This window comes from Nocardia sp. NPDC056952 (genome assembly GCF_042674185.1).
GTDB lineage: Bacteria > Actinomycetota > Actinomycetes > Mycobacteriales > Mycobacteriaceae > Nocardia.
Window position 1 is genome coordinate 350,215 of sequence record NZ_JBHURA010000005.1, and the last position, 26,016, is coordinate 376,230.

Sequence of the window (26,016 nt, forward strand, 5' to 3'; positions counted from 1 at the left end):
TGCAAGAGTGAACCACTGGGTTTGGTGTTACCAGGTGTTACCAATGGGAAGGGAGGGGTGCTCCGGTCCCGGAGCACCGACCGAACATGCAACCAAACATCATCAAGGCCGGAATCTGCTCTACCGTCTCCGCCGCGGTGGTGGTGTCGCTGTCGGGATTGGTCCCCGTGACCGCCCACGCCGCCCCTGAACCAGCGACCAGCGAGCAGCTCGCCGGTAAGACGATCTTCCTCGACCCCGGTCACCAGGGGACGGCGCATTCCGAGGACCTGAGCCGCCAGGTCGACAACGGTCGCGGCGGTACCAAGGACTGCCAGACCACCGGCATGACCTCGCTCAACGGCATCCCCGAGCACACCATCAACTGGGATGTCGCCCAGCTCGTGCGCGCATCTCTGGAGGCACTGGGTGCCGATGTGGTGCTGAGCCGCGCCGACGACACCGGGTGGGGCGGCTGCGTCGACGATCGCGCGCGCGCCGCCAACCAGTCCGGCGCCGACGTGGCGGTGAGTATTCACGCCGACAGCGCGGGCCCCGACCAGCACGGCTTCCACATGATCGTGCCCCAGCTGCCCATTCCCGACTCGATCGCCGACAAGGCGCAATCCGGTGGTGGGCGACTCGTGTCGAGCGCGGTCCGCGACGCCTACCTGGCGGCCGGCTTCTCACCCGCGAACTACGCGGGCGTCAAGGCGGGCCTGCAGACCCGCGAGGATGTGGCGGGCCCGGCGCTGACGCAGGTGCCGCTGGTGTTCGTCGAGATGGGCAACGGCGCCAATGTCGACGACGCCGCCCGCCTGGAATCGCGCGAAGGCCAGCTCGAGCACGCCGTCGCCATCGCGACCGGCGTCGTCGGGTTCCTGCTGAACAAGCCGATTCCCGCCTACGCCGCCGCGCCGGGTCGGATACCGGTCGCGACGACCGCTCAGGAACCCGAGCGCGCACCCGCCGCCGACCCGACCGAGGCCCCCTCGCCCAGCACCGACGCCCCCGCGCCCGGACCGGAGGGGAGCCAGAACGGAGCTTCCGCCCCGGCCGAGGATCCCAACGGCGCCGGAACTCCCGCCGAGGGTACGAACGGCGCGCCGGCGCCCACCACCGATCCGGCCGAACCCGCACAGCCGTCGACGAAGCCCAGCGGGACCACCGCGTCGGCGCCGGAGTCCGGCACGACGGCACCCGCACCGGCCCAGTCGCCCGCTTCGACGACTGCGACGCCGGGAGCGAAAGCGCCCGCCCACGCTCCCGCGCCGGCACCCGCACCCGCCCAGGCTCCCGCGCCCGACCGGGCACCGACCGATTCGTCCGCGCCTCCCAATGGCTCGGGCGATCGGACGGCGCCGTCGGAGGACCAGGCTCCCGCCGACGCCAACGCGCCTGCCACTGCCGCTCCGATCCCCGAGCGGGTCCCGATCGCGAATCCGGTTCCGGTAGCCCCCGTCCGCACCGCGTCTCCCGGCGCCCCGGCCCGCACCGCGTCACCCGAGGCTCCCGCCGCACCGTCCACCACCACCCCGAAGAACCGCGGCACCAGCCCGAAATCCCAGGCGACGCCCAACGAATCCGAGCTCGATCTGAGCACGCTCGGCGGTCCGATCACCACCGTCATGACGCTGCTCATGCCGCTGGCTCAAGCGCTCGGCATGGACGAGTCGACCATCCCCGGCCAGCTGATCAATCTCGCGTACACCCTGGTAGGCATGGTTTTCAGCCCGTCCTGACAACGGTTCGCCGCACGTCGACCCGCCCACCTCTGATCGCAGGGGTGGGCGGTGTGCCGCTTGGGGGCGGACGGAGCGAGTCCGGGCGTGGTGGACCGGTCGCCTTCGCCGCGGTGACGTGGTGGCAGCATGGGTGCGGTGATTCCTGTCGTGATCGTTGCTGGGTTTCTCGGTTCGGGGAAGACGACCCTGCTCAATTACCTGTTGCGCAACAATCGGGGGACCCGGATCGGGGTGGTGGTCAACGATTTCGGGGCGGTGAACATCGACGCGATGCTGGTGGCGGGGCAGGTCGACGCGATGGTGTCGCTCGGCAACGGGTGTGTGTGCTGCGCGGTGGACGTGTCCGAACTCGACGATCTGTTCGCGCAGCTGGCGCAACCGCGCAGCGCGGTGGACGTGATCGTGGTCGAGGCCAGCGGACTGGCCGAGCCGCGCAACCTGATCCGGATGGTGATCGCCAACCCCAACCCGCGCATCGCCTACGGTGGCCTGGTCGAAGTGGTCGATGCCGAGCAGTTCGCCGCCACCAGCACGCGACATCCCGAGCTGGTGACGCATCTGCGGATGGCGGATCTGGTGCTGGTGAACAAGGCCGATCGAGTCGGGGCCGAGGCGCTGGCCGGTTTGCGCGCCCAGCTGACCGACTGGGTGGGGCAGGTGCCGGTCTACGCGACGACGCACGGCCGCATCGACCCCGGCCTGCTGTTCGACGATCGGGCACCCGAGCAGCCGAAAACAGCCGAGCAACTGAGCTTCGACACGCTGCTCGACGACCATGATCACGACGACCCCGACCATCGCCACCTTCACGACGACTACGTCTCGGTAGCGTTCACGAGCGAGCGCGCGTTGAATCCGCGTGCGCTGGTGGCCTTTCTGGAAGATCCGCCGTCAGGACTGTTCCGTGCCAAGGGATGTGTCGCGTTCGCGGTGGCAGGCGAGCGCCGCAAGTTCGAAGTGCACCTGGTGGGCCGGCACGTGGTCGTCACCCCTGGAAGCTGGGCGCGCGGCGAGCGCCGTGTCTCGAATCTGGTGCTGATCGGTGCCGGACTGGATACGGTCGCGGCGTTGAAACGCTTGCACGACACAGTCTTCGACGGTGAGACGCCGTTGGACGAGCAGGAGATGCTCGGTGTGTGGCGGTACGCCACGCAGTAGCGTCAGCCGCAGGCGTTGACCCATTCGGAAAGCCCGTCGGCGAACAACTGCCGCTTCCAGATCGGCACCTCGTGCTTGATCCGGTCGACCAGCTCGGCACAGACCGTGAACGCCTCGGCCCGATGCGGCGCGGCCACCGCCACCACGATCGCCAGCCCGCCGATCGTGAGCGACCCGATGCGATGCGTCGCCGCGACCGGAAGTCCACTCGCCTGCGCCACTTCCGCGCAGATCGCGTGCAGGAAGCGCTCGGCCTGGGGATGCGCGGAGTACTCCAGCGACGTCACCGCCTGGCCGCCGTCGTGGTTGCGCACCTTGCCGGTGAACACCACCACCGCGCCGAATTCCGGTCCGTCGACCGCCTTCTCGACGGCGAGGGGATCGAGGTCCTGATCGCTGATGGTCGCCAGCCGAACCGCACCGAAGTCACTCATGGTTGCCGCCTCCGGCTACTTGCGCGAGCAGATGATCCAACAGCGGTTCCAGCACCGCCGTCCCGTCCTTCACCCCGCCGGGCGAACCGGGCAGGTTCACGACAACGGTCCCACCGGCCAGCCCGGCAACGCCGCGGCTCAGCGCGGCGAGGGGGAACTTCGCGGTCCCGCGCTGCCGAATGGCATCGGCGACACCGGGTAGCTCACGATCGAGCACGGCGCGGGTGGCCTCGGGCGTCGCGTCGGTGGGTGAGGCGCCGGTGCCACCGGTGGTGACGACGAGCGCCGGCGCCCCGCTGAGTGCGTCGGCCAGCCCGGCGGCGATCTCGGCATCGGCGTAGACCAGTGGCCCACGCACCGAAAAACCTCGCGCCGTCAGCCAGTCGACGAGGACGGGCCCGGTGGTGTCGGTGCGGGTACCGGCCGCGGTACCGGTAGACGCGACAACCACGACCGCGGTCCGCGAAAAGGTCGGGGCGTCAGGCGATTCCGCCGCAGCGCCGTCCCGGGATTCGGTGGTCGCCGGCAGCGCGGACTCGGCGCCGGCACCCGCGTCCACCTGTGCCGATCGGTCGAGCGCCGGTGTGCCGGTGTCGGATCGACCCTCGGGTCGCACCCAATGCCCGTGCTTTCCACCCTCTTTGGTGACCAGCCGAACCCCGTTCATCACGGCAGCGGGATCCACCGCCTTCACCATGTCGTGCAGGGTCAGCCCGGCCACGGCGACAGCGGTCAGTGCTTCCATCTCGACCCCGGTGGGCCCCTTGGTCTTCGCGGTCGCCTCGACTGTGATGGTGGTCTCGGTGAACCCGAACTCCACCTTCACCGACGACAACGCCAGCTGATGGCACAGCGGGATCAGCTCGGAAGTCTTTTTCGCACCGGCGATTCCGGCCAGTCGTGCCGTGGACAGCACATCGGCCTTGGGCATTCCCTCGGCCCGCACCAACGCGACCACTTCCGCGGTCGTCTGCAATTCGCCTGCGGCGACAGCGATCCGGGTGGTGTCGGCTTTCGCGCTGACGTCGACCATGCGCGCGCGACCCTCGCGGTCGACGTGGGACAACTCGCTCATAGCGATAAGATTCGCACAGCGACACCGGCAGCCAGCGAGGTGACCTCGGCGGGAACGTCGACGAGGACATCGGCCCAGGCCATCCCCGCGATGAGATGTGAGCCGGGGCCCGAGATCACTTCCACCCCGTCCTCGGTCAGCAGGCCGCGCAGGTATTGGCGACGACCGGCGGGGGAGCGAAGCGGCGTGAGCAGGGTGGTCTCGCCGCTCACGAGCTCCGGCAATCCGGCCAGCGCGCGCACGGCGGGGCGCGCGAACACGGCGTACGACACCATCGTGCTCACCGGATTGCCCGGGAAGCTGAGCACGGGGACCTCGTCGACCACGGTGTAGCCCTGCGGTCCGCCCGGCTGCACCGCGACCGAGCCGAAGGTCCCGCCGAGCGGACCCAACACATCCTTGACGACCTCGAAGTCACCCTTGGACACGCCACCGGAGGTGAAGACCAGGTCGGCGACGGCGGTCGCGGCGTGCAATACCGAGGTGAACACCGCGGGGTCGTCGGTGCTGTGCGCGACCTCGACCACCTCGACACCGTCGGCCCGCAACGCGGCGGCCAGCGCGATGCCGTTGGAGTTGTAGATCTGGCCAGGGGCCAGCGCGGTGCCCGCGGGCTGGAGTTCGTCCCCGGTGGTGATGCAGACAGCGCGTAATCGACTCAGGGCAGGCACCGTGGGCAGGCCGACAGCGGCCAGTGCGGCGATATGGCGGGGCGCGAGCACCGTGCCCGCCCGCGCGACGAGCTCGCCGGTGCGCACATCGGTACCGGCTTCACGCACGAATTCGCCACGTCCGCGGCCACGTTCGACCACGATCCGGCCCTCGACCGCCTGCACATCCTCGACCGGCACCACACAGTCGGCGCCGGGGGGCATCGGCGCACCGGTCATCACCTTCACCGCGGATCCGGCGGGCAGCGCGTCGGTGCCCGGCTTACCCGCCGCCACCACGCCGGCCACCGGCAGGGTGACCGGGGTGACGGCCACATCGGCCGCCCGCACCGCGTAGCCGTCCATCGCCGAGTTGCGGAACACCGGCAGATCGATCGGCGACACCACATCGGCCGACAGCGTGCGGCCGAGCGCCTCGGGTACCGGCACCTGTTCATCCGGGCGGTCGGCGAGGCGGGCCAGCAGCGCGGCGACGGTGTCGCGGTACTCGTCGACGCTGCGCGCCGACGCGGTAGCGGGCCGGGGAGTCATGCTGCCAGCTTAATCGCCGGCGTCGGGGCCGGTCGGCGTCGCGTTGCTCACGGTGGTAGGCGGTCGGCGGTGAGCTGACGAGTTCGCGAAGAATCGGCCCGGCGCACGGAATGTGACGGGCCTTACGGGTCATACTGTAGAGATGACGCTGGTCGAAATGGGGATACCCGCCGTGCGATCGGAGCGGCCGTCCCTGGACGGCAGGCCCGAGACGCCGTTCCTCGTCGACCGCTTCGGCCGGGTCGCCCGCGACCTGCGCGTATCCATCACCGAGAAGTGTTCGCTGCGCTGCACCTATTGCATGCCCGAAGAGGGCTTGCCGCCGATCCCGCGCCAGGAACTGCTCACCGCCGACGAGATCGTGCGGCTGGTGTCGCTGGCGGTGCGCGAGCTGGGTGTGCGGGAGGTGCGGTTCACCGGCGGCGAACCGCTGATGCGCCGTGAGCTGGAGCAGATCATCGCGGGCTGTCATGCGGCGGTGCCCGGCACCCCGCTGGCTATGACGACGAACGGCGTCGGCCTGGAACATCGCATCCATAAGCTCGCCGCGGCCGGGCTGACCAGGGTCAACGTCTCCCTCGACACCGTCGACCGGGAAGATTTCACCCGCCTCACCCGCCGCGACCGGCTGGAGTCGGTCCTCAACGGCATCCGTGCCGCGCGCGACGCGGGGATGGCGCCGGTGAAGGTCAACGCCGTGCTGATGCGCCAGAATCTGGCGGGCGCGGCCGACCTGCTCGCGTGGTGCCTGGCCGAACAGTGCGAACTGCGCTTCATCGAGGAGATGCCCCTCGACGCCGACCACGAGTGGGCCCGCGATCACATGGTGACCGCCGCCGACCTCCTCGACGTCCTCGGCGAGCGCTTCACCCTGACCCCCACCGCCCGCGCCGACCCGTCCGCCCCGGCCGAGAAATGGCTGGTCGACGGTGGACCGGCGACTGTCGGGATCATCGCCACGGTCACGCGCAAGTTCTGCGACAGCTGCGACCGCACCCGGCTCACCGCCGACGGCATGCTGCGTTCGTGCCTGTTCAGCGACCAGGAGTTCGACGTGCGCACCGCGCTGCGGGCAGGCGCCGACGACGACGAGGTCGCCGAGCTGTGGCGCGGTGCGATGTGGCAGAAGTGGGCCGGTCACGGTATCGACGCCGCCGGTTTCGTCCCCCCGGAACGCACGATGGGAGCCATCGGTGGTTGAGGTCCGCTATTTCGCCGCCATCGCCGACGCGGTCGGCAAGAACACCGAATCCCTCGACCTACCCGACGGCGCCACCGTCGCCGACCTGCGCGCCACCCTCGCCGCCACCTACGGCTCCGATATCGACAGCCTCGTCGGCGTCTGCGCCTTCCTCATCGGCGACGAACTCACTCGCGACCCGTCGGCCATGCTCCGCGACCGAGTCGACGTTCTCCCGCCTTTCGCGGGCGGCTAGCCGTGGTCCAGAGCAAGGCCCCCGACGTAGCGACCTACCTCGCCGAACTCCCGGCCGATCGCCGCGAGGCGCTCACCAGGCTGCGCGACCTGTGCCTCCAGGAACTGCCGGGCTTCACCGAGGTGATGTCCTACGGGATGCCCGCCTACGAACGCGACGGCACCGGCGAGGTCGCCTTCGCCAGCCAGAAGCAGTACATCTCCTTCTACCTCCTGCGCTCCGACGTCCGCGCGGCCTTCGCCGACCGTCTCGCGAGCCAGGACATGGGCAAAGGATGCCTGCGTTTCCGCAAAGAACCGGACTACGAGCTGGTTCGGGACCTGCTGCGAGCCACCGCCTCCGGTGAAGGCGCCCAGATCTGCTGATCCGGTGGGGCCGGGATCACGCCCCTAGCGCCACCAGGTGTCGAGCGGGGTCACCGGGACGGTGCGCTTGTGGCGGGTGTTGGTGAAGATCGACTCCACGCGGGCGGCCACCTCGGGGGTGACGTCCTTGCCTTCGAGGTAGTCGTCGATCTCGGCGTAGCGCAGGCCGAGTGCGTCCTCGTCTGCGAGGGCGGGGCGGTCGTCTTCGAGGTCGGCGGTGGGGACCTTGGACCAGATGCTCGACGGGGCGCCGAGTTCTTGCAGGAGGGCCGCGCCCTGGCGCTTGGTGAGACCGGTGAGGGGAGTCAGGTCGACACCGCCGTCGCCGAACTTGGTGAAGAACCCGGTGACCGCTTCGGCCGCGTGATCGGTGCCGACCACCAGCAGGCTTTCCTGGCCCGCGAGGGCGTACTGGGCGACCATCCGCTCACGCGCCTTGATGTTGCCGCGCACGAAGTCGCGCAGGCGCTCGTGATCGAGCGCGCCCGCCACCTCGATGCCCACCGCGTCGGCGCTGGGCCGGATGTTCACCACGACCGTGCGATCGGGGTCGATGAAATTCAAGGCGGTCTGCGCGTCGTGCTCGTCGGCCTGCACGCCGTAGGGCAGCCGGACCGCCAGGAACTTCGCCTCGACACCGTCGGCGCGCAGCTCCTCGACGGCCAGCTGGCACAGCCGACCGGCCAGCGCACTGTCCTGCCCGCCACTGATCCCGAGGGCGAATCCCTTGGCCGGGGTGGTGGCCAGGTAGTCCTTCAGGAAGTCGACGCGCCGCCGGACCTCCTGCTTCGCCTCGATCTCGGGCAGCACACCCAATTCGGCAATGATCTGTTCACGCAGTGTCCCCATGCGGTCTCACTCTACTTGGGGGACAGGCGAAACGACCCGGCGAACGAGCCATTCCCAGTTGTCGCCGATCTGATCGCGGGTGTAGCCGAGCACCTCGACCTGGTGGATGACCAGCGCCGCCGACAGTGTGGACAGCAGGGTGTCGGCGATCAGCGGCACCTCACCGTCGACGCCGATCGCGCGAAGGAGCAGCATGATGTGCGCCTTGTGCAGGGCGTAGGGTCCACCACCGAAACGCCCGTCCTTCTCCGCGGCCTGGTGTAGATCGCCCTCCACCTCGATGTCGAGCAGCCGGGTTCGCCCGAAGGCGATCAGCCGCTCGACCGGGCCTGCCTCGGGACCGAGCGGCGCGGGCCCGAACATGAACGCGGCCTGGAATTTCTGCTCGGAGTGATCCAGCAGGGCCAGCATGAGCCCGGTCCGGTTGCCGAACCGGCGGAAGACCGTGCCCTTGCCGACGCCCGCGCGCTTGGCGAGCGCGTCCATCGTGAGTCCGTCGACGCCGTGCTCACGCACCAACTGCTGGGCCGCGTCGAGCAGCAGCGCGCGATTGCGCGCGGCGTCGGCACGTTCGACGGGTTCCGCGCTGCCGGGCAGCGGCCGTCCGATTCCCAGCAGGGGTGGCTCGTCGGACTTGGGTGTGCCATAGCTCACGCCGCTCACGCGTCCTCCGCGGGAAGTAATCGGACCGGGGTCCGGTTAATGTCGGATGAAACTTGGATCATTCCACTGAGTACACCAGGAGTCGCAATGAGCGAGACCCGCATCCTTACTCTTGTCGGAAGCCTGCGCGCGGGCTCCATCAATCGCCGCCTGGCCGAGGCTGCCGTACAGACCGCGCCCGCCGGTGTCGACATCACCATCTACGAGGGTCTCGGCGAGATCCCGTTCTACAACGAAGACCTGGACGTACCCGGTGAGGTACCGGCGCGGGCCGAGGCGCTGCGTGCCGCCGTCGCCGCCGCCGACGCCGTCCTGCTGGTCACCCCCGAGTACAACGGCACCCTGCCCGCCGTGCTGAAGAACGCCATCGACTGGGCCTCGCGTCCGTACGGCGCCGGTGCGATCAAGGGTAAGCCGGTCGCCGTGGTGAGCGCGTCGATCAGCCCGAACGCCGCGGCGTGGGCACACGGCGACACCGTCAAGTCCGTCGGCGTGGCGGGCGGCGTCGTCGTCGAGTCGGCGCACGCGCAGTTCGCGACCATCGGCGAGCGTTTCGCGCAGACCCATCCGGCCGAGGACGCCGAGGCGCTGACCCAGCTCGGCGCGACCGTGCACGAGTTGGTCGCCGCGGTGAACGGCACGTTGATCACGGCGTAAGCTGGTCCTTCGGCAGGGCGTCGCATCCGTCACGGATGCGACGCCCTTTCGCTGTCCACGAAGTTTGCTGAAGACTCGCCGGTAGATGAAATCGTGATCTGAACCACTGTTTTCCCTGCTGGTCGGCGGCCCGTCCTGGGACTTACCGCGTGGGAATTACATCCGTGCGACTCGCAACACCTTGTGTTGTTCCCATCTGTCGGACACTAGGTGTAGTGTCTGTCGTACTGGAAGACGGTGTGGAGCCACCACTGATCGGGCCCAAGGGAAGGGGTTGCGAGCAGGGCTTTCTTCGCCAGATCCAGGAGTTTGCGCAGCATCACCCGTTCGTGCATTGCATACGGATCACAGGCTGTGGATCAGGCATAGGAGAGAGGGACTTCCATCATGACCATCACCGTGTACACCAAGCCCGCTTGCGTGCAGTGCAACGCCACCTACAAGGCTCTCGACAAGGTCGGCGTGGACTACGACGTCATCGACATCTCGGAGAACGACGAGGCGCGTGACTTCGTCATGGCCCTGGGCTACCTGCAGGCGCCGGTCGTCGTCGCGGGTGACGATCACTGGTCGGGCTTCCGTCCCGACCGCATCAAGTCGCTCGCCGTCGCGGCTGCGTAGTTCGCGCCGGTTCGCCGGTAAGGAGGCGCCATGCCCGAGCAGATGACTCCGGGCGGGCTGGTCTACTTCTCCAGCGCTTCGGAGAACACTCATCGTTTCGTCGAGAAGCTCGGTCTCCCGGCAACTCGACTTCCGCTACACACCACCGCTGAACCGCCGCGGATCGACGAACCCTACGTGCTGATCACCCCCACCTATGGTGGTGGTCGGCACGTCATGGGCGGACAACGTCCCGACAAGGACCTCGTTCCACGGCAAGTCGCCAAGTTCCTCAACGACCCACACAACCGCGCGCTGCTGCGCGGGGTGATCGCGGCCGGCAACACGAACTTCGGCGATACCTATTGCGTTGCAGGAGACATCATCTCGCAAAAATGCGGGGTGCCGTATCTGTATCGCTTCGAACTCATGGGAACCGCTGAGGACGTCGCGCGCGTCCGAGAGGGATTGGGATTGTTTTGGCAACAGCAACCACAGCACCGGCAGGCAAGTCAGCACGCCTAGAGCAGTCGGCGGTGCGCGGCGAGGCGGGCGAGGTGCTCGACTACCACGCCCTCAACGCGATGCTGAACCTGTACGGCCCCAACGGCGAGATCCAGTTCGACAAGGATCGCGAGGCCGCGCACCAGTACTTCCTGCAGCACGTGAACCAGAACACCGTCTTCTTCCACAATCTGGACGAGAAGCTGGACTACCTGGTCAAGGAGAACTACTACGAGACCGAGGTGCTCGACCAGTACGGTCGGCCCTTCGTCAAGCAGCTGTTCCAGCAGGCCTACGCCAAGAAGTTCCGGTTCCCGACCTTCCTCGGCGCGTTCAAGTACTACACCTCGTACACGCTGAAGACCTTCGACGGTAAGCGCTACCTGGAGCGTTTCGAGGATCGCGTCTGCATGGTCGCGCTGACGCTGGCCGCCGGCGACGAGGTGCTGGCGAGCAACCTGGTCGACGAGATCATCGACGGCCGGTTCCAGCCCGCCACCCCCACCTTCCTCAACTCCGGCAAGAAGCAGCGCGGCGAGCCCGTGTCCTGCTTCCTGCTGCGTATCGAGGACAACATGGAGTCCATCGGGCGCTCCATCAACTCCGCGCTGCAGCTGTCCAAGCGTGGCGGCGGTGTGGCGTTGCTGCTCAGCAACATCCGTGAGCACGGTGCCCCGATCAAGAAGATCGAGAACCAGAGCTCGGGTGTCATCCCGATCATGAAGCTGCTGGAGGACTCCTTCTCCTACGCGAACCAGCTGGGTGCGCGTCAGGGCGCGGGCGCGGTGTACCTGCACGCCCACCACCCCGACATCTACCGCTTCCTCGACACCAAGCGTGAGAACGCGGACGAGAAGATCCGCATCAAGACGCTCTCGCTGGGTGTGGTGATCCCCGACATCACCTTCGAGCTGGCGAAGAAGAACGAGGACATGTACCTGTTCTCGCCCTACGACGTCGAGCGCATCTACGGTGTGCCGTTCGCCGATGTGAACGTCACCGAGAAGTACTACGAGATGGTCGACGACAAGCGCATCCGCAAGTCGAAGATCAAGGCGCGCGAGTTCTTCCAGACCATCGCCGAGCTGCAGTTCGAGTCGGGCTACCCCTACATCATGTTCGAGGACACGGTGAACCGGGCCAACCCGATCAAGGGCAAGATCACCCACTCGAATCTGTGCTCGGAGATCCTGCAGGTCTCCACCCCTTCGGAATTCAACGACGATCTGTCGTATTCCAAGGTGGGCAAGGACATCTCGTGCAACCTGGGTTCGCTCAACATCGCCAAGGCGATGGATTCGCCCGACTTCGGTCAGACGATCGAGACCTCGATCCGCGCGCTCACCGCCGTCTCGGACCAGACGCACATCTTCTCGGTGCCCTCGATCGAGCAGGGCAACAACGAGTCCCACGCCATCGGCCTCGGCCAGATGAACCTGCACGGATACCTGGCGCGTGAGCGGGTCCACTACGGCTCCGAAGAAGGTGTGGACTTCACCAACATCTACTTCTACACCGTGGTCTACCACGCGATTCGGGCCTCGAACCTGATCGCCAAGGAACGAGGCTCCGCGTTCGGTGGGTTCGCCGACTCCAAGTACGCCAGCGGCGAGTACTTCGACAAGTACACCGACCAGGCATGGGAGCCCAAGACCGACAAGGTGGCTCAGATGTTCGCCGACGCCGGCGTGCGCATCCCCACCCAGGACGACTGGCGGCTGCTCAAGGCCTCGGTGCAGGAATACGGTATCTACAACCAGAACCTGCAGGCCGTGCCGCCGACCGGTTCGATCTCCTACATCAACCACTCGACCAGCTCGATCCACCCGGTGGCGTCGAAGATCGAGATCCGCAAGGAAGGCAAGATCGGCCGCGTCTACTACCCGGCCCCTTACCTGGACAACGACAATCTCGAGTACTACGACGACGCCTACGAAATCGGCTACGAGAAGATCATCGACACCTACGCCGCGGCCACCCAGCACGTGGACCAGGGCCTGTCGCTGACGCTGTTCTTCAAGGACACCGCCACCACCCGTGACTTGAACAAGGCGCAGATCTACGCATGGCGCAAGGGCATCAAGACGCTCTACTACATCCGCCTGCGTCAGATGGCTTTGGAGGGCACCGAGGTGGAGGGTTGCGTCAGCTGCATGCTGTGAGCTGAGCTCGAAAAAGGGGCGGTCTCCCGAGGGAGACCGCCCCTTTCGTGTCAGCGGGCACTGTCGAAGAGATCGAAGCAGGACCAGCCGCCGCGGAACCACTGGGCGGTCAGCTGCCAGGTCGACGGGTAGGTGCCGTCGGCGTGGCGCAGTCGGAGTCCGTACCGGCACTTGCCGATCGTTGTCCGGGTGAGGTGCTGGATGACGGTGCGGTGCAGGAAAGACGCGCTCAGCCAGGCGAGGATGCCGTACAGAACGGCTGTCGTGCCGGGCGCGAGGTACCAGGCGGTGACGCCGATCGCGGCGTGCAGCGCCATATCGATGAGGAACGCGGGGATCACGCCGGTCTCGTCGCCGCTGGAAGTGCGCCCGGTGAGCGGGAATTCGTCCTTCGGTCGTGCGGGGCCGCGCTCGTATCCGCTGTTCCTCGCCGCGTGCCGGGGCGGTGCTGCGTTGCTCATGGGGCTCAGCGTGGTCGACGCCGCTTAACAAGCACCCGGTGTCGACCTTGCCGACCTGATCACCTCCGGTGTCAGCCCGCGGACCCGGACGACAACCAGGGGAATCCCGAGGCCGATCCCGTGCCGCCGCCGGTGGGAAGGTCCGCGCCCGCCGAGCCAGGGCGGTGGATGCGAACGGTGACCGGGTCGGTGCCCTCGGCTTCCACGGTGACGATGCGCGCGCCGGGCGCCGAGGTGACCCGACCGCCGGTGACCTTCACCTCGTAGCTGTCCGGATGGAACAGATCCGAGACGTAGATCTCGGTCGGCGCCGAGGCTGGGCGAGGGCGGTACCGGTAGGCGAAATCGCCTGTGCCGGAATCGAAGATCATGCCGTCGGGGGTTCCCGCGGTGGCCTGTGGATAAGTGCGGATCAGTTCGCGGCCGAGTTCACCGCGGAAGGGATCACCGTCGCGGGCGCTGTAATGCCAGTAGTGCCAGCCGACGAACCGTTCGTCGGCCCGGGTGGTGGTGTTGCGCAACACGGTCGGATCGCCGTCGCCGAATTCGGTAACCATGGTGGGGATATCGGTGCGGTCGGCGAACGCGTCGATGTTCGACCAGGTCCGGTCCTGCTGCGGTGGGCACAGTGCGCGCAGCTCCTCGGGCAGGCCGAGGTAGATCGCGAGCTGGCTGGGAATGCAGTAATCGTGCGGGGAGAAAACGATATTCGGGCTGGTGATCGGTGGATTCTTGCCCAGGTGGCTCGGCATGGTCTCGTTCCAGGTGACGTTCGGCTCCCAGAACACCGGCACCGTGGCATTGCGTGCCCGGACCGCATCGGTCAGCTGTTGCAGTGCCCGTTGATATTTCACGTCGAAGTCGGGGCAGCCGTCGGGATAGCAGGTGAGAAACGGTGAACCGGGCCACGGTTCGTTGAGCAACTCGATCCCGAGCACGCTCGCTCGCCCGTTCATCCGCTCGGCGAGCGCGCCCAGCGCCACTCCCAGATGGTTCAGCACCCCGTAGGGGTTGTTCCACACCTCGTCCCACCCGGCATTCATGCTCGGCATCAGGTAGTACAGCGGGAATCCGGGATTCGGCTCACCGTCCGAGGGCCGGGCGCGGATCGCCCATTCGGGAAATCCGTTGCCGTTCCAGATCTTCGACAATCCGTCCTGGTGATTGTCGAGCAACGTGTAGATGCCGTGCGCGGCAAGGGTATCCACGACATTCTCGACCCGGTCGAGGTAGGCGGTATCGACAACACCCGCTGTCGGCATCAGCCCGTCGAACGACACCCCGAGCCGGACCGTGGTGAACCCGTGCCGGGCCAGTATCGCCGCCGATTCGTCGGTGAGGGTGAATCCGTCGCCGGGTTGCAGGTAGGGCGCGTCCTTGTCGACGGTGTTCACCCCGTGGAGCAGCACGGTGCGTCCGTACCCGTCGATCAACGCGGACCCCTGTGCCCGCAGCGGCGTCAGCGGTGTCGCGGGGTCGGCGGTCACCGGGGCGCTGCTCACGGCCAGCCCGGCTGCGAGTGCGACCGCCGTCAGCCAGCGCACCGGTCGCCTCATCGTCCTCATCATCTGCGTCCTCGATCCCCAGGTGGACGCTCGTTCAACTGAACGAATGTCCAAGTCTGTTGGCGGGAGAACATAGCCGGATCCCACCGATGTGGTCAAGGCCACAATCGCGAAAGAGCGTGAATCGCTTCGTGTTCGATGCCGAAGGCGCTGGGTGGGTGTTCGTCACAGTCGCGGTGTGAGGGGGGTGGTGATCGGACCAAGTCTTGTCGAACGATCGCTCGGTGAGGTTGCGAGCCTTGTTAACGTGGCCGCGTTTTGCGATGCACGGTGAGAGGGAACGGATGAAGCGCGCGCTCATGGTGGTGGCGACCGGGGGATTGGCGTTGGCGACGCTCGTCGGATGCTCGAGCGAGGAGTCCCAGGCCGCGCAGCCGAAGGCATTGTTCGAGCCGTGCACCGGAGTCACCGCGGACGCACTACGCAAGGCCGGTGTCGACCCCGCGACGAAGGTGGCGGCAGGTGCGGTGTCCGCCGGTTGGCAGACCTGCGAATGGACCGGCGCCACCGCCTACCTGAGGGTGTTCTCGACCTCGCGAACTCTCGAGGAGTTCGAAAAGGAAGCAGGTCCGACACCCTTCACCGACTACACAGTCGCGGGCCGCACCGGCCGTCGCCTCGGCGACACCCCCACCGCCTGCGACATCCTCTTCGCCGCGTCCCAAGGCGTCATCCGCATGGTGGTCGTGAACAACCCCACCCAGCAGACCGCCGACGCCTGCACCACCCTGCGCCACATGGGCGATTCGATCATTCCGACCTTCCCGACCTGAGCCGGGTCCGCGCCCTGCGAAGCGAGGCCGCGGACTGCCCGAGTTCACCGGCCGCGGATTATGCCAATGCCGGAATCACCTCGCGTTCGAAGAGTTCGATGCCGGAGGTGTCGTAGGCGGCTTCGGGGAAGTTGACGATGGTGTAGGCGAGGCCGAGGTTCTTGACCTCCGTGAGGCGTTCGACGATTTGTTCCGGAGTGCCGACCGCCGCGCTGGTCGCGAACTGTTCGTGCACGCGGGCTTTCGCCTCATCGGCGCCGAGGAAGGGGGTGAAGCGGTCGACGATGGTCGAGAGTCGTTCCTGCACTTCGGTTTCGGTGGTACCCACGATGGCGTTGAAGTTCGAGCTGCGGGTGATGGCGGAGAAATCGGTGCCGACCTCTTCGCAGTGCTGGCGCAGGATGTCGGACTTGCGGGCGAACTCGTCGGGGTCGCCGCTGAAGTTGGTGTAATCGGCGTATTTGGCGGCGATGCGCAGGGTCTTCTTCTCGCCGCCACCGGCGATCCAGATCGGAATCCCGTTCTCCTGCAACGGTCGTGGGTGCACGATGGCGTCGTCGACCTGGTAGTACTTGCCGTCCAATGTCGCTCGGCCGGTCTTCCACGCCTCGCGGAAGATCTGGACTCCTTCGTCGAGGCGGCCGAGGCGCTCACCGGCGGACGGGAAGCCGTAACCGTAAGCGCGCCACTCGTGTTCGTACCAGCCGCCGCCGATGCCCATCTCCACCCGGCCACCCGAGATGAGATCGACGGTGGCGGCCACCTTGGCGAGGTAGGCGGGGTTGCGGTAGCTCATGGCAGTACACATCTGGCCCAGCCGCACCCGGGAGGTGGTGGCCGCGAACGCCGCCATCAACGTCCACGCCTCGTGGGTGGCTTCGTCGGTGGGAACGGGCGTGGTGTGGAAGTGGTCGTAGACCCAGATCGACTCCCAGTCGGTGCCCGCGTCGAACCGCTGGGCCAGTTCGCGCATCACCGACCACTGGTCGGCCGGTTCGATACCGACCAGATCTAGCCGCCAGCCCTGGGGAACGAAGATGCCGAAGCGCACAGGTTTTCTCCTGGAGTGAGTAGAGCTCGAGCGGCGCCACACGCCGCGGCTGTCGAGATCCACTGTTCCACTTCTGCGCGCTCAGGCAACTATTGTGCGCGCACCGCGCTGAACCCTGGACCGGCCGTTATGCGCCGAAAATCTGTTGGCACGCGGGGAGAATCCGGGCATGCTTGCGGGCGTATGAACAATATTTCTCCACCCCGCCTCGGCGTCGACTTCGGCCGAGTGATCCAAGGGGCAGCGCTCGAACCGGGCGCCGCGGATACCGTATTCCTGTCGGGTGGCTTCGACGAAGCGATGAGCACTCCACCCGGTCCTGATGCGTTCGCCGTGCTCAACCGGCTGGTGAGAGCCTTCGACGGCAACGCCTGGGTGATCTCCAAATGTGGTCCGCGCATCGAACAGCGCACCAGGCAATGGCTCGACCATCACGACTTCGCCGCCCGCACCGGAATCCCCCGAGAACACCTGCGCTTCTGCAGAACTCGCGCGGGCAAGGCGCCGCACTGCGCCGAACTCGGCATCACGCACATGATCGACGACCGGCTCGACGTGCACGTGATCCTGCGCGACCTGGTGCCCCGGCTGTACCTGTTCGGCGCGCAGACCGGGCCGATCCCGCCGTGGCTGACCCACACGCCCGACTGGCCTGCCGTCGAGCGTGCGGTGGGCGCTGATCTCGCAGGTCAGGCGCTCGGGTCGCCGTAGGACGCGGCGATGTCCTTGCTGCTCGGCCAGCCGCTGTAGGTCGGTGACTGCGGCCAGCCCTCGGGGCTGTCCTGCCATTGCTCCTGGCGGCCGTAGGGGAGCGCGTCGATGAGGCCGAAAGTGTAGGCGAGTTGTTCGGTGCCGCGGCCGTCGGTGTGCCAGCTGCGGTAGACGGTGTCGCCGTCGCGCAGGAATGTGTTCACGGCGAAACCCGCGCCGGGGCCTGCGCCCATGTCGGCGCCGAACGGGCTGTCGGCGGTCGAATACCAGGTCATCGCGTTGCCGACGCGCTTCTTGTAGGCGAGTACCTCGTCCATCGGCCCCTGCGTCACGATGACGAATCGCGCGTCGTAGTCGTCGAGGAAGTCCAGTCGTGCGTACTGCGCGGTGAGGCCGGTGCAGCCGGGGCACTGCCAGGTGTTCCCCGGTGTCCACATGTGGTGGTAGGTGATCAGTTGTGAGTGTCCGTCGAAGACCTCGGCGAGCGAAACATCTTTGCCGTCTTCGGCTTCGAGCGTGTAGTCGGGCAAGCGGACGGCGGGCATGCGCCGGCGTTGGGCGGCGACGGCGTCGAGTTCGCGGGTCGCGGCCTTCTCCCGGATCCGGAGCTGATCGAGTTCGGCCTGCCAGACGTCTTGATCGACGATGGTGGGCAATGCGGTCATGGTGAGCCACCCTTCGATGTGTACGGCGTGCACATTTGATATGTTCACACCGTACACTTCGTCGAAAGGGGGTTCAAGAGTTGGCCTATCACCACGGTGACCTCGCGGCGGCACTGGTCGAGGCCGGGCTGGAACTCACCAGGGCCGGCGGCCCCGACGCCTTGACCATCCGTGCGGTCACCCGACAGGTCGGCGTCACGCCGAACGCCGCCTACCGGCACTTTCCCGACCGGCGTGCCCTGCTGCGCGCGGTCTCGGCCGCGATCGAGTCCAGGATGGCCGAGGGGATGGAGCGCGGCCCCGCGACCGGTCGTGCGAGCCTGCGCGCGGTCGGTCTCGGCTATATCGGCTTCGCGCTGCTCGAGCCCGGCTGGTTCGCGGTCGCGTTCTTCGGCGCCGGTGACACCTCGCCCGAGTCGGTCGTCGACTCGCCCGCCTACCTCGCCCTCGCCGACGCCCTCGACATGATGGTGCACATCGGCGATCTCGCACCGGCGGCGCGTGCGGGTGCGACCTGGAGTTGCTGGTCCACCGTGCACGGATTCGCGGAACTGGCGTTGCGCGGGCCGTTGCGGCACCTGGACCCCACCGAGCTGTGGCCGCTCGCCGAACAGGCGGTCGACACGGTCATCGCGGGGCTGCCGTCGGTGGTGTGATCGGTATCACTGTGACCAGTGGTACGCGCGCTGAAGGTGAAACGATCGGCCCTCGCATGTAGTCTCATCAGTGGAAGGGTGTGCCCGAGTGGGTACTCCAAGCGATCCGCGGAGCGATCACCCGCGGCGACTGCGAGGAGGTGGGGTTGCAATGCGCAATGAACCTCCCAGTCGAAGGCCGCGCGGCGTCACCCCTTCGTCCTCGTACTGCCGATCCTGACCTGCTCGGTCCGGTCTGTGCGTGCCGGCCTCGGTGGTGGACGCCCCGCGGTGTGAACCACCGTCACTCGTTCCACTTCTCGCGCATCCTGTAGCTGTTGTGCCGCAGGCGTGTGCGCTGTCACGCCAGAGGACTCGATCATGTCGAACGTCGATCTCGTCACCACCCGTCATGTACCCACCGAAACCGTTGTGCCCGAGGTGGTTTCAGCGCGACGCGCAGCCGTGGAGGACCACGCTGTCACCGAGGCGCTCGCGATCCTGTCCGAATCGGTGCGCGACATCGTCGAGACCCACCGGGTCTGTGGCGGCCTGGACTGGCTGGACAACCGTCCGCCGCACGTCATCGCCGACGCGCTGGCCCGCATGGACGCCGTGCAGGCCGGTGTCGTGTTCCGGCTGCTCGACAAGGAGCGCGCGCTCAGCGTGTTCGAGGAGCTCGAGCCGGTCGACCAGCAGCAGATCCTGCAGGGCCTGCGCGAGAAGAGCTTTCGCGATCTCGTCGAGGCGATGGACCCCGACGACCGCGCCCGCATGCTGCACGAAGCGCCCGCCAAGGTCGCCAAGAAGGTCCTCGCCGGGCTGAGCCCGCGTGAGCGCCGGATGACCGCCACGCTGCTCGGCTACCCCGAGGGCTCGGTCGGGCTGTACATGACGCCGGAAGTCGTTGCGCTGCCGGACAATCTGACCGTCGCGCAGGCGCTGGGTTGTGTGCGCGCCAAGGGCGCCAACGCCGAAACCGTCTACACGCTGCCCGTGGTCGATCGTGGCCGCCGCCTCACCGGCATCGTCGAACTGCGCGAGCTGGTGCTGCACGCGCCGGACGCGATGGTGTCCGAGCTCGTCGTCACCGAGCCGCCGTTCGTGCGGGCAACCGACGCCGCGGAGAAGGCCGCCCGGCTGATGAGTTCCACCAACCTCATCAACCTGGTGGTCGTCGACAGCGAGGACCGGGTGGTCGGGCTGCTCACCATCGACGACGCGATGGAGGTGCTCGAGGCCGCCGACAGCGAGGACGTCGCCAAGCAGGCCGGTTCGGCGCCGTGGGAGGGCCACTACATGGCCGCCAAGGTGTTCCAGCTGGCGCGGTATCGGGCGCTGTGGTTGATGTTGCTGCTGTTCGCGGCGACCCTGACGGTGAGTGTCACCGACATGTTCGCCACGACGCTCGAACAGGCCGCGAGCCTGGCGTTGTTCATCCCGTTGCTGATCGGCGCGGGCGGCAACGCGGGTGCGCAGGCGGCGACGGCGTGCGTGCGCGCGCTGGCCGTCGGCGAGGTGCGGGTCTCGGACCTGTTCAAGGTGATCTGGCGCGAATGCCGGGTCGGGCTGGTGCTCGGCAGCATGCTGGCCGCGGCCGGGCTGCTGATCGGCACGGTGTTCGTGGGGCCGAAGATCGCCATCGTCGTGGCCATCACATTGGTGGTCATCTGCGGCTGGGCGGCGACCATCGGCGGCACGATGCCGTTGCTGGCCAAGAAGTTCCGGATCGACCCCGCGGTCGTGTCGGCGCCGATGGTGACCACCCTGGTCGACGCGACCGGGCTGATCATCTACTTCACGACCGCGAAGCTCGTGCTGGGGATCTAACGCTGCGGAAAGAGCGTGAGCGCCTGTGCCATGACGTCTTTCGCGACGTCGTCGGTGGCGGCGACCACCTCGACCACTGGGATGCGCCTGCCGAAAACGGTGGATTCGGCGGGCAGCTCCGGGCCGACGGCCGCGGTGTAGATCGGGATCGAGCTGTCGTACACCGAGACCGAGCGGTGCACGGTGCGGCCGTTGATGTGGTCCTCGGTGCTGTTGGCGGCCAGATACTCGGGTACCCGGTACTCGTAACTCACGGTGATCTTCTCGCCGCGGTATCCGAACAGGCACTGGGTGAGCCGCTGTTCGTCGTCGGGGACGGCGCCGGCCAGTTTGCCCCGGACCGTGCACGGATCCGCGCCCAGCAGCACGGTCGGCGCGGTGTCGGGGGAGGTGCCCTGTTTCGGCGACTGACGCCAGCGCTCGATCATGCCGGGCATCAGTTCGTCGGCGACCGTGCACGGGTTCTTGCCCGGTGTGGAAAGGCCGAGATAGAAGGCCGCGCTCGACGGGAACTGGGCGGTCACGCCGCAGGCGCGCGGTTCACCCGTATCGCGGTCGGGGACCGTGCGGACGTTCGCGTCGCCGATCTGCCGCGTGGTGCCCCGGCCACCGGCCGACAGGCTGCCCAGCAGGGTGGCGTGCCAGGTCAGGGTCGAGCCCTCACCGGCTTTGTCGCTGCCGATGATGGCCCGGCACGAATCCAGGCCGACGGTCACGCTCTTGACCTCGCCGAGCCGTGCCAGAGTGTCGCGCGGAAGCAGCGCGCAGACATCGACCTGGCGGGTCGCCTGGGCGACCTCGGCTCGCTGGGCGAAATCCTGGGGGACCTTCGACCAGAACTCGGGGGGCTGGGCGGGCATCACCGGTGCGGGCGGCGGCGGCAGCTCCCCGTAATCGGGTGGGTTGCCCGCGTCGTCACTCCCGCATCCGGCGCACACGAGCAACGCGGCAGCGGCCAGCGCCATCCTGCGATACATCGGCACCCCTGTCCTCGACAGATACGGGCCCGGACCCGCGCCCGACCACCGAGTCTGCCCGCGACGGCAACACTCGCGCAAACATCACGCCAGGTCGTTCTCAGAACGTTGTCGTGATCGCACCGGTGCCGAGCTGTCAGCGCACCAGCGGCAAGGTTTCGCGCATGACCTTCTCCGCGATCGTCGAGTGGGCGGTGACCGAGACCGTCGGCACGCGCCGGCCGAGCAGTGCGTCGGTCGGTCCCGGTGCGAGGCCGGGACCGACGACGGCCGACAGCGACGCCATGTCGGCCTGGGCCGTATCGAATCGGTACACCTGGCGCGAGCCCACGGTGAAGGCCGGGGTGTCGTCGATGATCGAGCGTTCTTCGTTGTAGTCGAAGGTGACGATCGCGTCGTGCCCGTCGACGCTCACCTTGCACGTGGTGACGCGCTGATCGGCCACCGGCACCCGAACGCCGAGCAACGGCGCGACCGCGCACGGATCGGCGCCGGTGATCACCGCCCGATCCGAATCCGGCGAGGAACCCTGGGGCGGCTCCTCGCGCCACTCGGTCAACGCGATCCGTACCAGCGTCTTCGCCGTCGCGCACGCGTCCTGCGGCGCCCGCACGCTGAAGGACAGGTCGGCCCCCGCCACGAACCGCGCCCACGCCTGACAGGCCCCGCGCACCTGCGGATCATCCGACGCGGCGGGCTCGTCGTTGAACAGCACCCGCACGTCGCCCATCGACTCCTCGTCCACCGGGCCGTCCATGCTCGGCTCGCCCTCGAACATCACCCCGGTACTCCAGGTCGCGTCGATGCCGGTGAGATGACCCGGCACGGCGATGCTGAGCCGGCACTGATTCGGATGCGCGTTCTCGACGTCGCGCACTGTGCCGAGGGTGCCCAGTGCCACGCGCGGGAGCAGCGCGCACACATCGATCGCCCTGACCTTACGCAGAACTGCGACCTTCTCCTGATCGGAAACCGCTGCGGTGGACCAGAATCCACCCTCGAGCATGGAGTCCGGTGCGGGTTCGCTTCCGCAGGCGACCATCGTCAGCACTGCGGTGGCGAGCAGGATGAGCTGTCGCACAGGGGTTCTCCTTGTCCGGTCAGGTGGCGGGGAAGAGTTCGGTGGTCGAACGGAGGACGGATTCGAGGGCGGCACGGTCCGTGCCGAAGACGCGGATGGTGGGGACGGCGGGGCCCATCAGGTCGGAACCGGGTCCGGGCAGGCTGGGGCCGACTATCGCTGTGTACGAGGCATATTCGCTCGTGTCGTCGCTGGGGCCGTACCCTGTGTGGCCGTTGACGGTGAAGAGCGGCTTGCCGCTGTCGGCGTAGCCGCGCGCCTCGTAGCCGTAGTCCACATCGATGGCCGCACCTCGGAAAGTGAACTGGCAGGACCATATCCGCAGATCGAGGACGGTCACCGCGGTGTCGAGCGCGGCGGCGACCTCGCACGGGTCCTTGCCGTGCAGCGCGGTCCGCGGGGTGTCCGGGGAGGTGCCCTGTGCCGGTTCGGCGGCGAGCCCGCCCATCGCGCGGGCCAGCGCGGACTGCGCGGCCGGGCACGGTTCGGTGCCCAGTGGCGTTCGCACGTGGACCGGGAGCGTGGTCGTATTGGCGAAAGCCGCGGTGGCGAGACAACTTCGGTCGAGCTGTCCTTCGACCTGGGGGCCGTTGTCGAGATCGCGCAGAACGCCGACGGTGATGCCGTCGACCTCCTCGCGCTGGGACTGTCCCCAGCCGTACCCGGTCGGCGCGACGCCGATCGCCCAGCTGACCGAGGTGCCCTTGCCGCTCTCGGTGGAGTCGAACGTCGCTTCGCACTTGTTCGGGCCGTCGTTCTCGACCTCGAGCAGGGTGCCGATCTTCGCCAGGTCGGTCCGGGGGATGAGCGCGCACGGGTCGATCGCGCGCAGCCGTCGCAGCAGTTCGAGGCGCTGATCGTCGGAGGTCGGCGCCGTCTTCCAGTACGCGGGCATCGCCGAGGCCGCCTCGATCGGGGTGACCGGCCGGTGCCCGGGTAGGTCGTCCTGGCAGGCGGTGAGCCCGATCATGACAGCGGCGGCCACCGCGCAACGACGCCACAGCATCGACAAATCCCCCTCGCGCGGGACGACTCCCGCCTCCCTCCGGCTCACGGTCGAGCCCTGTCGAATGCCCAGTGTGCCGGAATCGGCGCCCCGTATCCGCACCGGGCCCGGGTGCGCCGGGCAGTGGCGGCGCTCACCGGTGAAGCGGGTGCCGGCACACATGTGGCGAATCACTGGCGATGCGATGGTGGTGACTTCGCGATCGTGCCGCACAATGGGGGCCGCGTGTGTGGCGTGGGTGTTCGGCCGGTCGGGTCGAGTTCCGCGCGCCGCAACACAAGCTGTAGTGCTCCACGAGGTTGTCACCCACTACGAGTAGTGTTCGTGGGTGAAGGGCTTCGCGCACGGCGGCGGGTGCGGGTCAACAGGTCTGGCGGAAAGGTGTGGAGGCGGAATGAAGCTCATCGATCGGGCGTCGGCCATCAATTGGAATCGGGTGCCCGATGAGAAGGATGCTGAGGTCTGGGATCGGCTGACCGGCAACTTCTGGTTGCCCGAGAAGGTCCCGGTGTCCAACGACATCCCGTCCTGGAACACCCTCACGCCCGACGAGAAGCAGCTCACGATGCGGGTCTTCACCGGCCTGACGCTGCTCGACACCATCCAGGGCACCGTCGGCGCGGTCTCGCTGATCCCCGACGCGCTCACTCCGCACGAGCAGGCGGTGTACACCAACATCGCGTTCATGGAGTCGGTGCACGCCAAGAGCTACAGCTCGATCTTCTCCACCCTGTGCTCCACCAAGGAGATCGACGAGGCGTTCCGCTGGTCGGAGGAGAACCGCAACCTGCAGCGCAAGGCCGAGATCGTCCTGTCGTACTACAACGGCGACGACCCGCTCAAGCGCAAGGTGGCCTCCACGCTGCTGGAGAGCTTCCTGTTCTACTCCGGCTTCTACCTGCCGATGCACTGGTCCTCGCGGGCCAAGCTCACCAACACCGCCGACATGATCCGCCTGATCATTCGCGACGAGGCCGTGCACGGGTACTACATCGGCTACAAGTACCAGAAGGGCCTCGAGCTGGTCTCCCAGGCCGAGCGCGACGAGCTCAAGAACTACACCTTCGAGCTGCTCTTCGAGCTCTATGACAACGAGGTGGACTACACGCAGGACCTCTACGACGAGGTCGGCCTCACCGAGGACGTCAAGAAGTTCCTGCGCTACAACGCCAACAAGGCGCTGATGAACCTCGGCTACGAGGGCCTTTTCCCGAAGGACGAGTGCGAGGTGAACCCGGCGATCCTGTCGGCACTGTCGCCCAACGCCGACGAGAACCACGACTTCTTCTCGGGTTCGGGTTCCAGCTATGTCATCGGCAAGGCGATCAACACCGAGGACGAGGACTGGGAGTTCTGAGCCCACCAGCACTGTGAACGACGGCGCACCTGTTCGGGTGCGCCGTCGTTGTCTATGGCGCGGTCTTCGGATGACCGCGTTTGCGCCACCGCAGGGGTGGCATGCCGAACCGGCGGTGGAAGGCGCGGTTGAACGCGGCTTCCGAGTGATAGCCGACGGCGCCGGCGATCCGGCCGACCGGTTCGGCCGTCGAGCCGAGCAGACGGGCCGCGTGTTCGAGGCGCCGGTCGGTGACGTAGGCGCCGGGTGACTGCCCGAGCAGCCGGGTGAACCGATCGGTGAACGTGGACCGCGACATCCTGGCCTCGGCCGCGAGTTCGGGGATCGGCCACGCGCGGTCCGGATTGTTGTGGATCCTGGTGAGCACCGGACCGAGGTCGGGGTCGAGAGCGGCGGTGAGCCAGCCGGGCGCGGTCGCGTCGTCGGCGGACCAGGCCCGCAGCGCGTGGATGAACAGCAGGTCCAGGATGCGCGAGATCATCACTGCGGCACCTGGTCTGGCGTCGGTGATCTCGACGACGAGCAGCCGCAGACTCAGCGTCAGCCAATCGCGGTCGCCGACTCCCGCCCGGATCAGAACCGCAGGCGGCAGGACCGAAAGCAGTGGATCGGCGATAGCCTCCTCGACACCGAAGGTGCCGGTGACCCAGCGCGGCGCCGCCGGATCGGTGAGCTCGGCGACGCGGCGGACGCTGTCGGCGGCGGTGAGCCCGCGTGTGGGCGCCGAGGGTGTGCCCACGGAGATCACGTGCGGGTCGCCGCGCGCGAGCAGTGCCATATCGCCGTCACGCAGGGTGTAGGACCGGCCGCCGACGCGGAGCTCGAGGTCCCCGCGTTCGGCGATGTGCAGCAGCCGGATGCCGCCGGGTATCCCGATCGCGAAGGGTGCCGGGGGTGCGCAGCGGATGAGCCGATCGCCGCGCAGCCGGACGGTGTGCAGGATGTCGGACAGGGCGTCGAGGGTGGTGTCCCGCGCGAAGGTATCACCGACGCTCGGTTGATCGGCAAAATATCCCGGGTCTTCGGTCATGGTATTTGCCTCATCATCCAAATATCGTCAATGGTGCTCGTCGGG

At 67.6% G+C, this 26,016-nt stretch carries 27 protein-coding genes; 14 read left to right on the plus strand and 13 right to left on the minus strand.

The features are described from left to right. Window positions 1-86: 86 nt before the first annotated feature. On the plus strand, window positions 87-1,721 hold the full coding sequence (locus ACFTS5_RS20440; RefSeq protein WP_378633137.1) for an N-acetylmuramoyl-L-alanine amidase: 1,635 nt from the start codon (window positions 87-89) through the stop codon (window positions 1,719-1,721). A 129-nt stretch (window positions 1,722-1,850) separates the two neighbouring features. Beyond that, window positions 1,851-2,882 (plus strand): CobW family GTP-binding protein, encoded by a 1,032-nt coding sequence (locus tag ACFTS5_RS20445; protein WP_378633140.1) that lies wholly within the window; start codon window positions 1,851-1,853, stop codon window positions 2,880-2,882. A 2-nt stretch (window positions 2,883-2,884) separates the two neighbouring features. Here ACFTS5_RS20445 and ACFTS5_RS20450 read toward each other — a convergent pair whose 3' ends face one another. The 3 genes from ACFTS5_RS20450 to glp are packed head-to-tail and all read right to left on the minus strand — an operon-like array spanning window position 2,885 to window position 5,593. Next, on the minus strand, window positions 2,885-3,316 hold the full coding sequence (locus ACFTS5_RS20450; protein ID WP_378633142.1) for a molybdenum cofactor biosynthesis protein MoaE: 432 nt from the start codon (window positions 3,314-3,316) through the stop codon (window positions 2,885-2,887). Beyond that, window positions 3,309-4,391, minus strand: a complete 1,083-nt coding sequence (gene moaCB, locus ACFTS5_RS20455) for a bifunctional molybdenum cofactor biosynthesis protein MoaC/MoaB (protein ID WP_378633144.1) — start codon at window positions 4,389-4,391, stop codon at window positions 3,309-3,311. Before moaCB ends, ACFTS5_RS20450 begins: the two co-directional genes overlap by 8 nt. After that, the gene (glp, locus tag ACFTS5_RS20460; RefSeq protein WP_378633147.1) at window positions 4,388-5,593 is read right to left on the minus strand and encodes a gephyrin-like molybdotransferase Glp; all 1,206 of its coding nucleotides are present in this window, start codon (window positions 5,591-5,593) and stop codon (window positions 4,388-4,390) included. Before glp ends, moaCB begins: the two co-directional genes overlap by 4 nt. Window positions 5,594-5,735: 142 nt before the next feature. Between glp and moaA the strand changes: the two genes are divergently transcribed. From moaA to ACFTS5_RS20475, 3 genes are read left to right on the plus strand one after another with little or no spacing between them, the layout of a single operon-like run. After that, window positions 5,736-6,794, plus strand: coding sequence for a GTP 3',8-cyclase MoaA (gene moaA, locus ACFTS5_RS20465; RefSeq protein ID WP_378633150.1), 1,059 nt, complete (start codon window positions 5,736-5,738; stop codon window positions 6,792-6,794). Further along, window positions 6,787-7,029 carry a MoaD/ThiS family protein gene (locus tag ACFTS5_RS20470; RefSeq protein ID WP_056812377.1) on the plus strand — a complete coding sequence of 81 codons (243 nt, stop codon included), beginning with the start codon at window positions 6,787-6,789 and terminating at the stop codon, window positions 7,027-7,029. Before moaA ends, ACFTS5_RS20470 begins: the two co-directional genes overlap by 8 nt. A 2-nt stretch (window positions 7,030-7,031) precedes the next feature. Continuing rightward, on the plus strand, window positions 7,032-7,394 hold the full coding sequence (locus tag ACFTS5_RS20475) for an iron chaperone (protein WP_378633152.1): 363 nt from the start codon (window positions 7,032-7,034) through the stop codon (window positions 7,392-7,394). A 24-nt stretch (window positions 7,395-7,418) separates the two neighbouring features. On the opposite strand, the gene nadE is transcribed toward ACFTS5_RS20475, so the two are convergent. Both nadE and ACFTS5_RS20485 read right to left on the minus strand, forming a co-directional pair. Next, window positions 7,419-8,243 (minus strand): ammonia-dependent NAD(+) synthetase, encoded by an 825-nt coding sequence (gene nadE, locus ACFTS5_RS20480; protein ID WP_378633155.1) that lies wholly within the window; start codon window positions 8,241-8,243, stop codon window positions 7,419-7,421. Window positions 8,244-8,249: 6 nt separating this feature from the next. Continuing rightward, on the minus strand, window positions 8,250-8,897 hold the full coding sequence (locus ACFTS5_RS20485; RefSeq protein ID WP_378633472.1) for a TetR/AcrR family transcriptional regulator: 648 nt from the start codon (window positions 8,895-8,897) through the stop codon (window positions 8,250-8,252). A 96-nt stretch (window positions 8,898-8,993) separates the two neighbouring features. Between ACFTS5_RS20485 and ACFTS5_RS20490 the strand changes: the two genes are divergently transcribed. From ACFTS5_RS20490 to nrdE, 4 genes are all read left to right on the plus strand, one after another. After that, the gene (locus ACFTS5_RS20490; RefSeq protein ID WP_378633158.1) at window positions 8,994-9,563 is read left to right on the plus strand and encodes an NAD(P)H-dependent oxidoreductase; all 570 of its coding nucleotides are present in this window, start codon (window positions 8,994-8,996) and stop codon (window positions 9,561-9,563) included. A 387-nt stretch (window positions 9,564-9,950) separates the two neighbouring features. Further along, window positions 9,951-10,184 carry a glutaredoxin-like protein NrdH gene (gene nrdH, locus ACFTS5_RS20495; RefSeq protein ID WP_358184484.1) on the plus strand — a complete coding sequence of 78 codons (234 nt, stop codon included), beginning with the start codon at window positions 9,951-9,953 and terminating at the stop codon, window positions 10,182-10,184. Window positions 10,185-10,214: 30 nt separating this feature from the next. Next, entirely contained in the window at window positions 10,215-10,688 is a 474-nt protein-coding gene (gene nrdI, locus ACFTS5_RS20500) for a class Ib ribonucleoside-diphosphate reductase assembly flavoprotein NrdI (protein WP_378633160.1), read from the plus strand. A gap of 59 nt (window positions 10,689-10,747) precedes the next feature. After that, complete coding sequence (gene nrdE, locus ACFTS5_RS20505; protein WP_378633474.1) at window positions 10,748-12,829, plus strand: class 1b ribonucleoside-diphosphate reductase subunit alpha; 2,082 nt, start codon at window positions 10,748-10,750, stop codon at window positions 12,827-12,829. 50 nt (window positions 12,830-12,879) lie between these two features. Here nrdE and ACFTS5_RS20510 read toward each other — a convergent pair whose 3' ends face one another. Continuing rightward, entirely contained in the window at window positions 12,880-13,290 is a 411-nt protein-coding gene (locus tag ACFTS5_RS20510) for an RDD family protein (protein ID WP_378633163.1), read from the minus strand. A 71-nt stretch (window positions 13,291-13,361) separates the two neighbouring features. Further along, window positions 13,362-14,846, minus strand: coding sequence for a cellulase family glycosylhydrolase (locus tag ACFTS5_RS20515; RefSeq protein ID WP_378633166.1), 1,485 nt, complete (start codon window positions 14,844-14,846; stop codon window positions 13,362-13,364). A gap of 293 nt (window positions 14,847-15,139) precedes the next feature. Between ACFTS5_RS20515 and ACFTS5_RS20520 the strand changes: the two genes are divergently transcribed. Then, entirely contained in the window at window positions 15,140-15,628 is a 489-nt protein-coding gene (locus ACFTS5_RS20520; RefSeq protein WP_378633169.1) for a DUF3558 family protein, read from the plus strand. Window positions 15,629-15,686: 58 nt separating this feature from the next. Here the strand turns inward: ACFTS5_RS20520 and ACFTS5_RS20525 are convergent, their stop codons facing one another. After that, window positions 15,687-16,679: an LLM class F420-dependent oxidoreductase gene (locus ACFTS5_RS20525; protein WP_378633172.1), complete on the minus strand. Its 993-nt coding sequence runs from the start codon at window positions 16,677-16,679 to the stop codon at window positions 15,687-15,689. A gap of 183 nt (window positions 16,680-16,862) precedes the next feature. Here ACFTS5_RS20525 and ACFTS5_RS20530 point away from each other — a divergent pair, with 183 nt between their 5' ends. Beyond that, complete coding sequence (locus ACFTS5_RS20530) at window positions 16,863-17,390, plus strand: hypothetical protein (RefSeq protein ID WP_378633174.1); 528 nt, start codon at window positions 16,863-16,865, stop codon at window positions 17,388-17,390. Here the strand turns inward: ACFTS5_RS20530 and ACFTS5_RS20535 are convergent. After that, a complete protein-coding gene (locus tag ACFTS5_RS20535) occupies window positions 17,369-18,055 on the minus strand; it encodes a DUF899 family protein (RefSeq protein WP_378633177.1) in 687 nt (228 codons plus the stop codon). The two genes, ACFTS5_RS20530 and ACFTS5_RS20535, sit on opposite strands and share 22 nt — an antisense overlap. 80 nt (window positions 18,056-18,135) lie before the next feature. On the opposite strand from ACFTS5_RS20535, the gene ACFTS5_RS20540 reads away from it, so the two are divergent. Together ACFTS5_RS20540 and mgtE are read left to right on the plus strand one after the other, a co-directional pair. Continuing rightward, entirely contained in the window at window positions 18,136-18,711 is a 576-nt protein-coding gene (locus tag ACFTS5_RS20540) for a TetR/AcrR family transcriptional regulator (protein WP_378633178.1), read from the plus strand. Window positions 18,712-19,071: 360 nt separating this feature from the next. Next, complete coding sequence (gene mgtE, locus ACFTS5_RS20545) at window positions 19,072-20,520, plus strand: magnesium transporter (RefSeq protein ID WP_378633181.1); 1,449 nt, start codon at window positions 19,072-19,074, stop codon at window positions 20,518-20,520. Here mgtE and ACFTS5_RS20550 read toward each other — a convergent pair. From ACFTS5_RS20550 to ACFTS5_RS20560, 3 genes are all read right to left on the minus strand, one after another. After that, on the minus strand, window positions 20,517-21,497 hold the full coding sequence (locus ACFTS5_RS20550) for a peptidase (RefSeq protein WP_378633183.1): 981 nt from the start codon (window positions 21,495-21,497) through the stop codon (window positions 20,517-20,519). The genes mgtE and ACFTS5_RS20550 overlap by 4 nt on opposite strands. 136 nt (window positions 21,498-21,633) lie before the next feature. After that, entirely contained in the window at window positions 21,634-22,578 is a 945-nt protein-coding gene (locus ACFTS5_RS20555; protein WP_378633186.1) for a hypothetical protein, read from the minus strand. A 19-nt stretch (window positions 22,579-22,597) separates the two neighbouring features. Next, the gene (locus tag ACFTS5_RS20560; protein ID WP_378633188.1) at window positions 22,598-23,584 is read right to left on the minus strand and encodes a hypothetical protein; all 987 of its coding nucleotides are present in this window, start codon (window positions 23,582-23,584) and stop codon (window positions 22,598-22,600) included. 394 nt (window positions 23,585-23,978) lie between these two features. On the opposite strand from ACFTS5_RS20560, the gene nrdF reads away from it, so the two are divergent. Next, window positions 23,979-24,941 (plus strand): class 1b ribonucleoside-diphosphate reductase subunit beta, encoded by a 963-nt coding sequence (gene nrdF / locus ACFTS5_RS20565; protein WP_358105034.1) that lies wholly within the window; start codon window positions 23,979-23,981, stop codon window positions 24,939-24,941. Between the two features lie 52 nt (window positions 24,942-24,993). On the opposite strand, the gene ACFTS5_RS20570 is transcribed toward nrdF, so the two are convergent. Then, window positions 24,994-25,971: a cupin domain-containing protein gene (locus ACFTS5_RS20570; protein ID WP_378633191.1), complete on the minus strand. Its 978-nt coding sequence runs from the start codon at window positions 25,969-25,971 to the stop codon at window positions 24,994-24,996. Window positions 25,972-26,016 lie beyond the last annotated feature (45 nt).

What these genes read in the sequence shown, in the direction of transcription:
- ACFTS5_RS20440 (WP_378633137.1), top strand. Translation starts at nt 87, where the DNA reads ATGCAACCAAACATCATCAAGGCCGGAATCTGCTCTACCGTCTCCGCC.
- ACFTS5_RS20445 (WP_378633140.1), top strand. Translation starts at nt 1,851, where the DNA reads ATGGGTGCGGTGATTCCTGTCGTGATCGTTGCTGGGTTTCTCGGTTCG.
- ACFTS5_RS20450 (WP_378633142.1), bottom strand. Translation starts at nt 3,316, where the DNA reads ATGAGTGACTTCGGTGCGGTTCGGCTGGCGACCATCAGCGATCAGGAC.
- moaCB (WP_378633144.1), bottom strand. Translation starts at nt 4,391, where the DNA reads ATGAGCGAGTTGTCCCACGTCGACCGCGAGGGTCGCGCGCGCATGGTC.
- glp (WP_378633147.1), bottom strand. Translation starts at nt 5,593, where the DNA reads ATGACTCCCCGGCCCGCTACCGCGTCGGCGCGCAGCGTCGACGAGTAC.
- moaA (WP_378633150.1), top strand. Translation starts at nt 5,736, where the DNA reads ATGACGCTGGTCGAAATGGGGATACCCGCCGTGCGATCGGAGCGGCCG.
- nadE (WP_378633155.1), bottom strand. Translation starts at nt 8,243, where the DNA reads ATGGGGACACTGCGTGAACAGATCATTGCCGAATTGGGTGTGCTGCCC.
- ACFTS5_RS20490 (WP_378633158.1), top strand. Translation starts at nt 8,994, where the DNA reads ATGAGCGAGACCCGCATCCTTACTCTTGTCGGAAGCCTGCGCGCGGGC.
- nrdH (WP_358184484.1), top strand. Translation starts at nt 9,951, where the DNA reads ATGACCATCACCGTGTACACCAAGCCCGCTTGCGTGCAGTGCAACGCC.
- nrdI (WP_378633160.1), top strand. Translation starts at nt 10,215, where the DNA reads ATGCCCGAGCAGATGACTCCGGGCGGGCTGGTCTACTTCTCCAGCGCT.
- nrdE (WP_378633474.1), top strand. Translation starts at nt 10,748, where the DNA reads ATGCTGAACCTGTACGGCCCCAACGGCGAGATCCAGTTCGACAAGGAT.
- ACFTS5_RS20510 (WP_378633163.1), bottom strand. Translation starts at nt 13,290, where the DNA reads ATGAGCAACGCAGCACCGCCCCGGCACGCGGCGAGGAACAGCGGATAC.
- ACFTS5_RS20515 (WP_378633166.1), bottom strand. Translation starts at nt 14,846, where the DNA reads ATGAGGCGACCGGTGCGCTGGCTGACGGCGGTCGCACTCGCAGCCGGG.
- ACFTS5_RS20520 (WP_378633169.1), top strand. Translation starts at nt 15,140, where the DNA reads ATGAAGCGCGCGCTCATGGTGGTGGCGACCGGGGGATTGGCGTTGGCG.
- ACFTS5_RS20530 (WP_378633174.1), top strand. Translation starts at nt 16,863, where the DNA reads ATGAACAATATTTCTCCACCCCGCCTCGGCGTCGACTTCGGCCGAGTG.
- ACFTS5_RS20535 (WP_378633177.1), bottom strand. Translation starts at nt 18,055, where the DNA reads ATGACCGCATTGCCCACCATCGTCGATCAAGACGTCTGGCAGGCCGAA.
- mgtE (WP_378633181.1), top strand. Translation starts at nt 19,072, where the DNA reads ATGTCGAACGTCGATCTCGTCACCACCCGTCATGTACCCACCGAAACC.
- ACFTS5_RS20550 (WP_378633183.1), bottom strand. Translation starts at nt 21,497, where the DNA reads ATGTATCGCAGGATGGCGCTGGCCGCTGCCGCGTTGCTCGTGTGCGCC.
- ACFTS5_RS20560 (WP_378633188.1), bottom strand. Translation starts at nt 23,584, where the DNA reads ATGCTGTGGCGTCGTTGCGCGGTGGCCGCCGCTGTCATGATCGGGCTC.
- nrdF (WP_358105034.1), top strand. Translation starts at nt 23,979, where the DNA reads ATGAAGCTCATCGATCGGGCGTCGGCCATCAATTGGAATCGGGTGCCC.
- ACFTS5_RS20570 (WP_378633191.1), bottom strand. Translation starts at nt 25,971, where the DNA reads ATGACCGAAGACCCGGGATATTTTGCCGATCAACCGAGCGTCGGTGAT.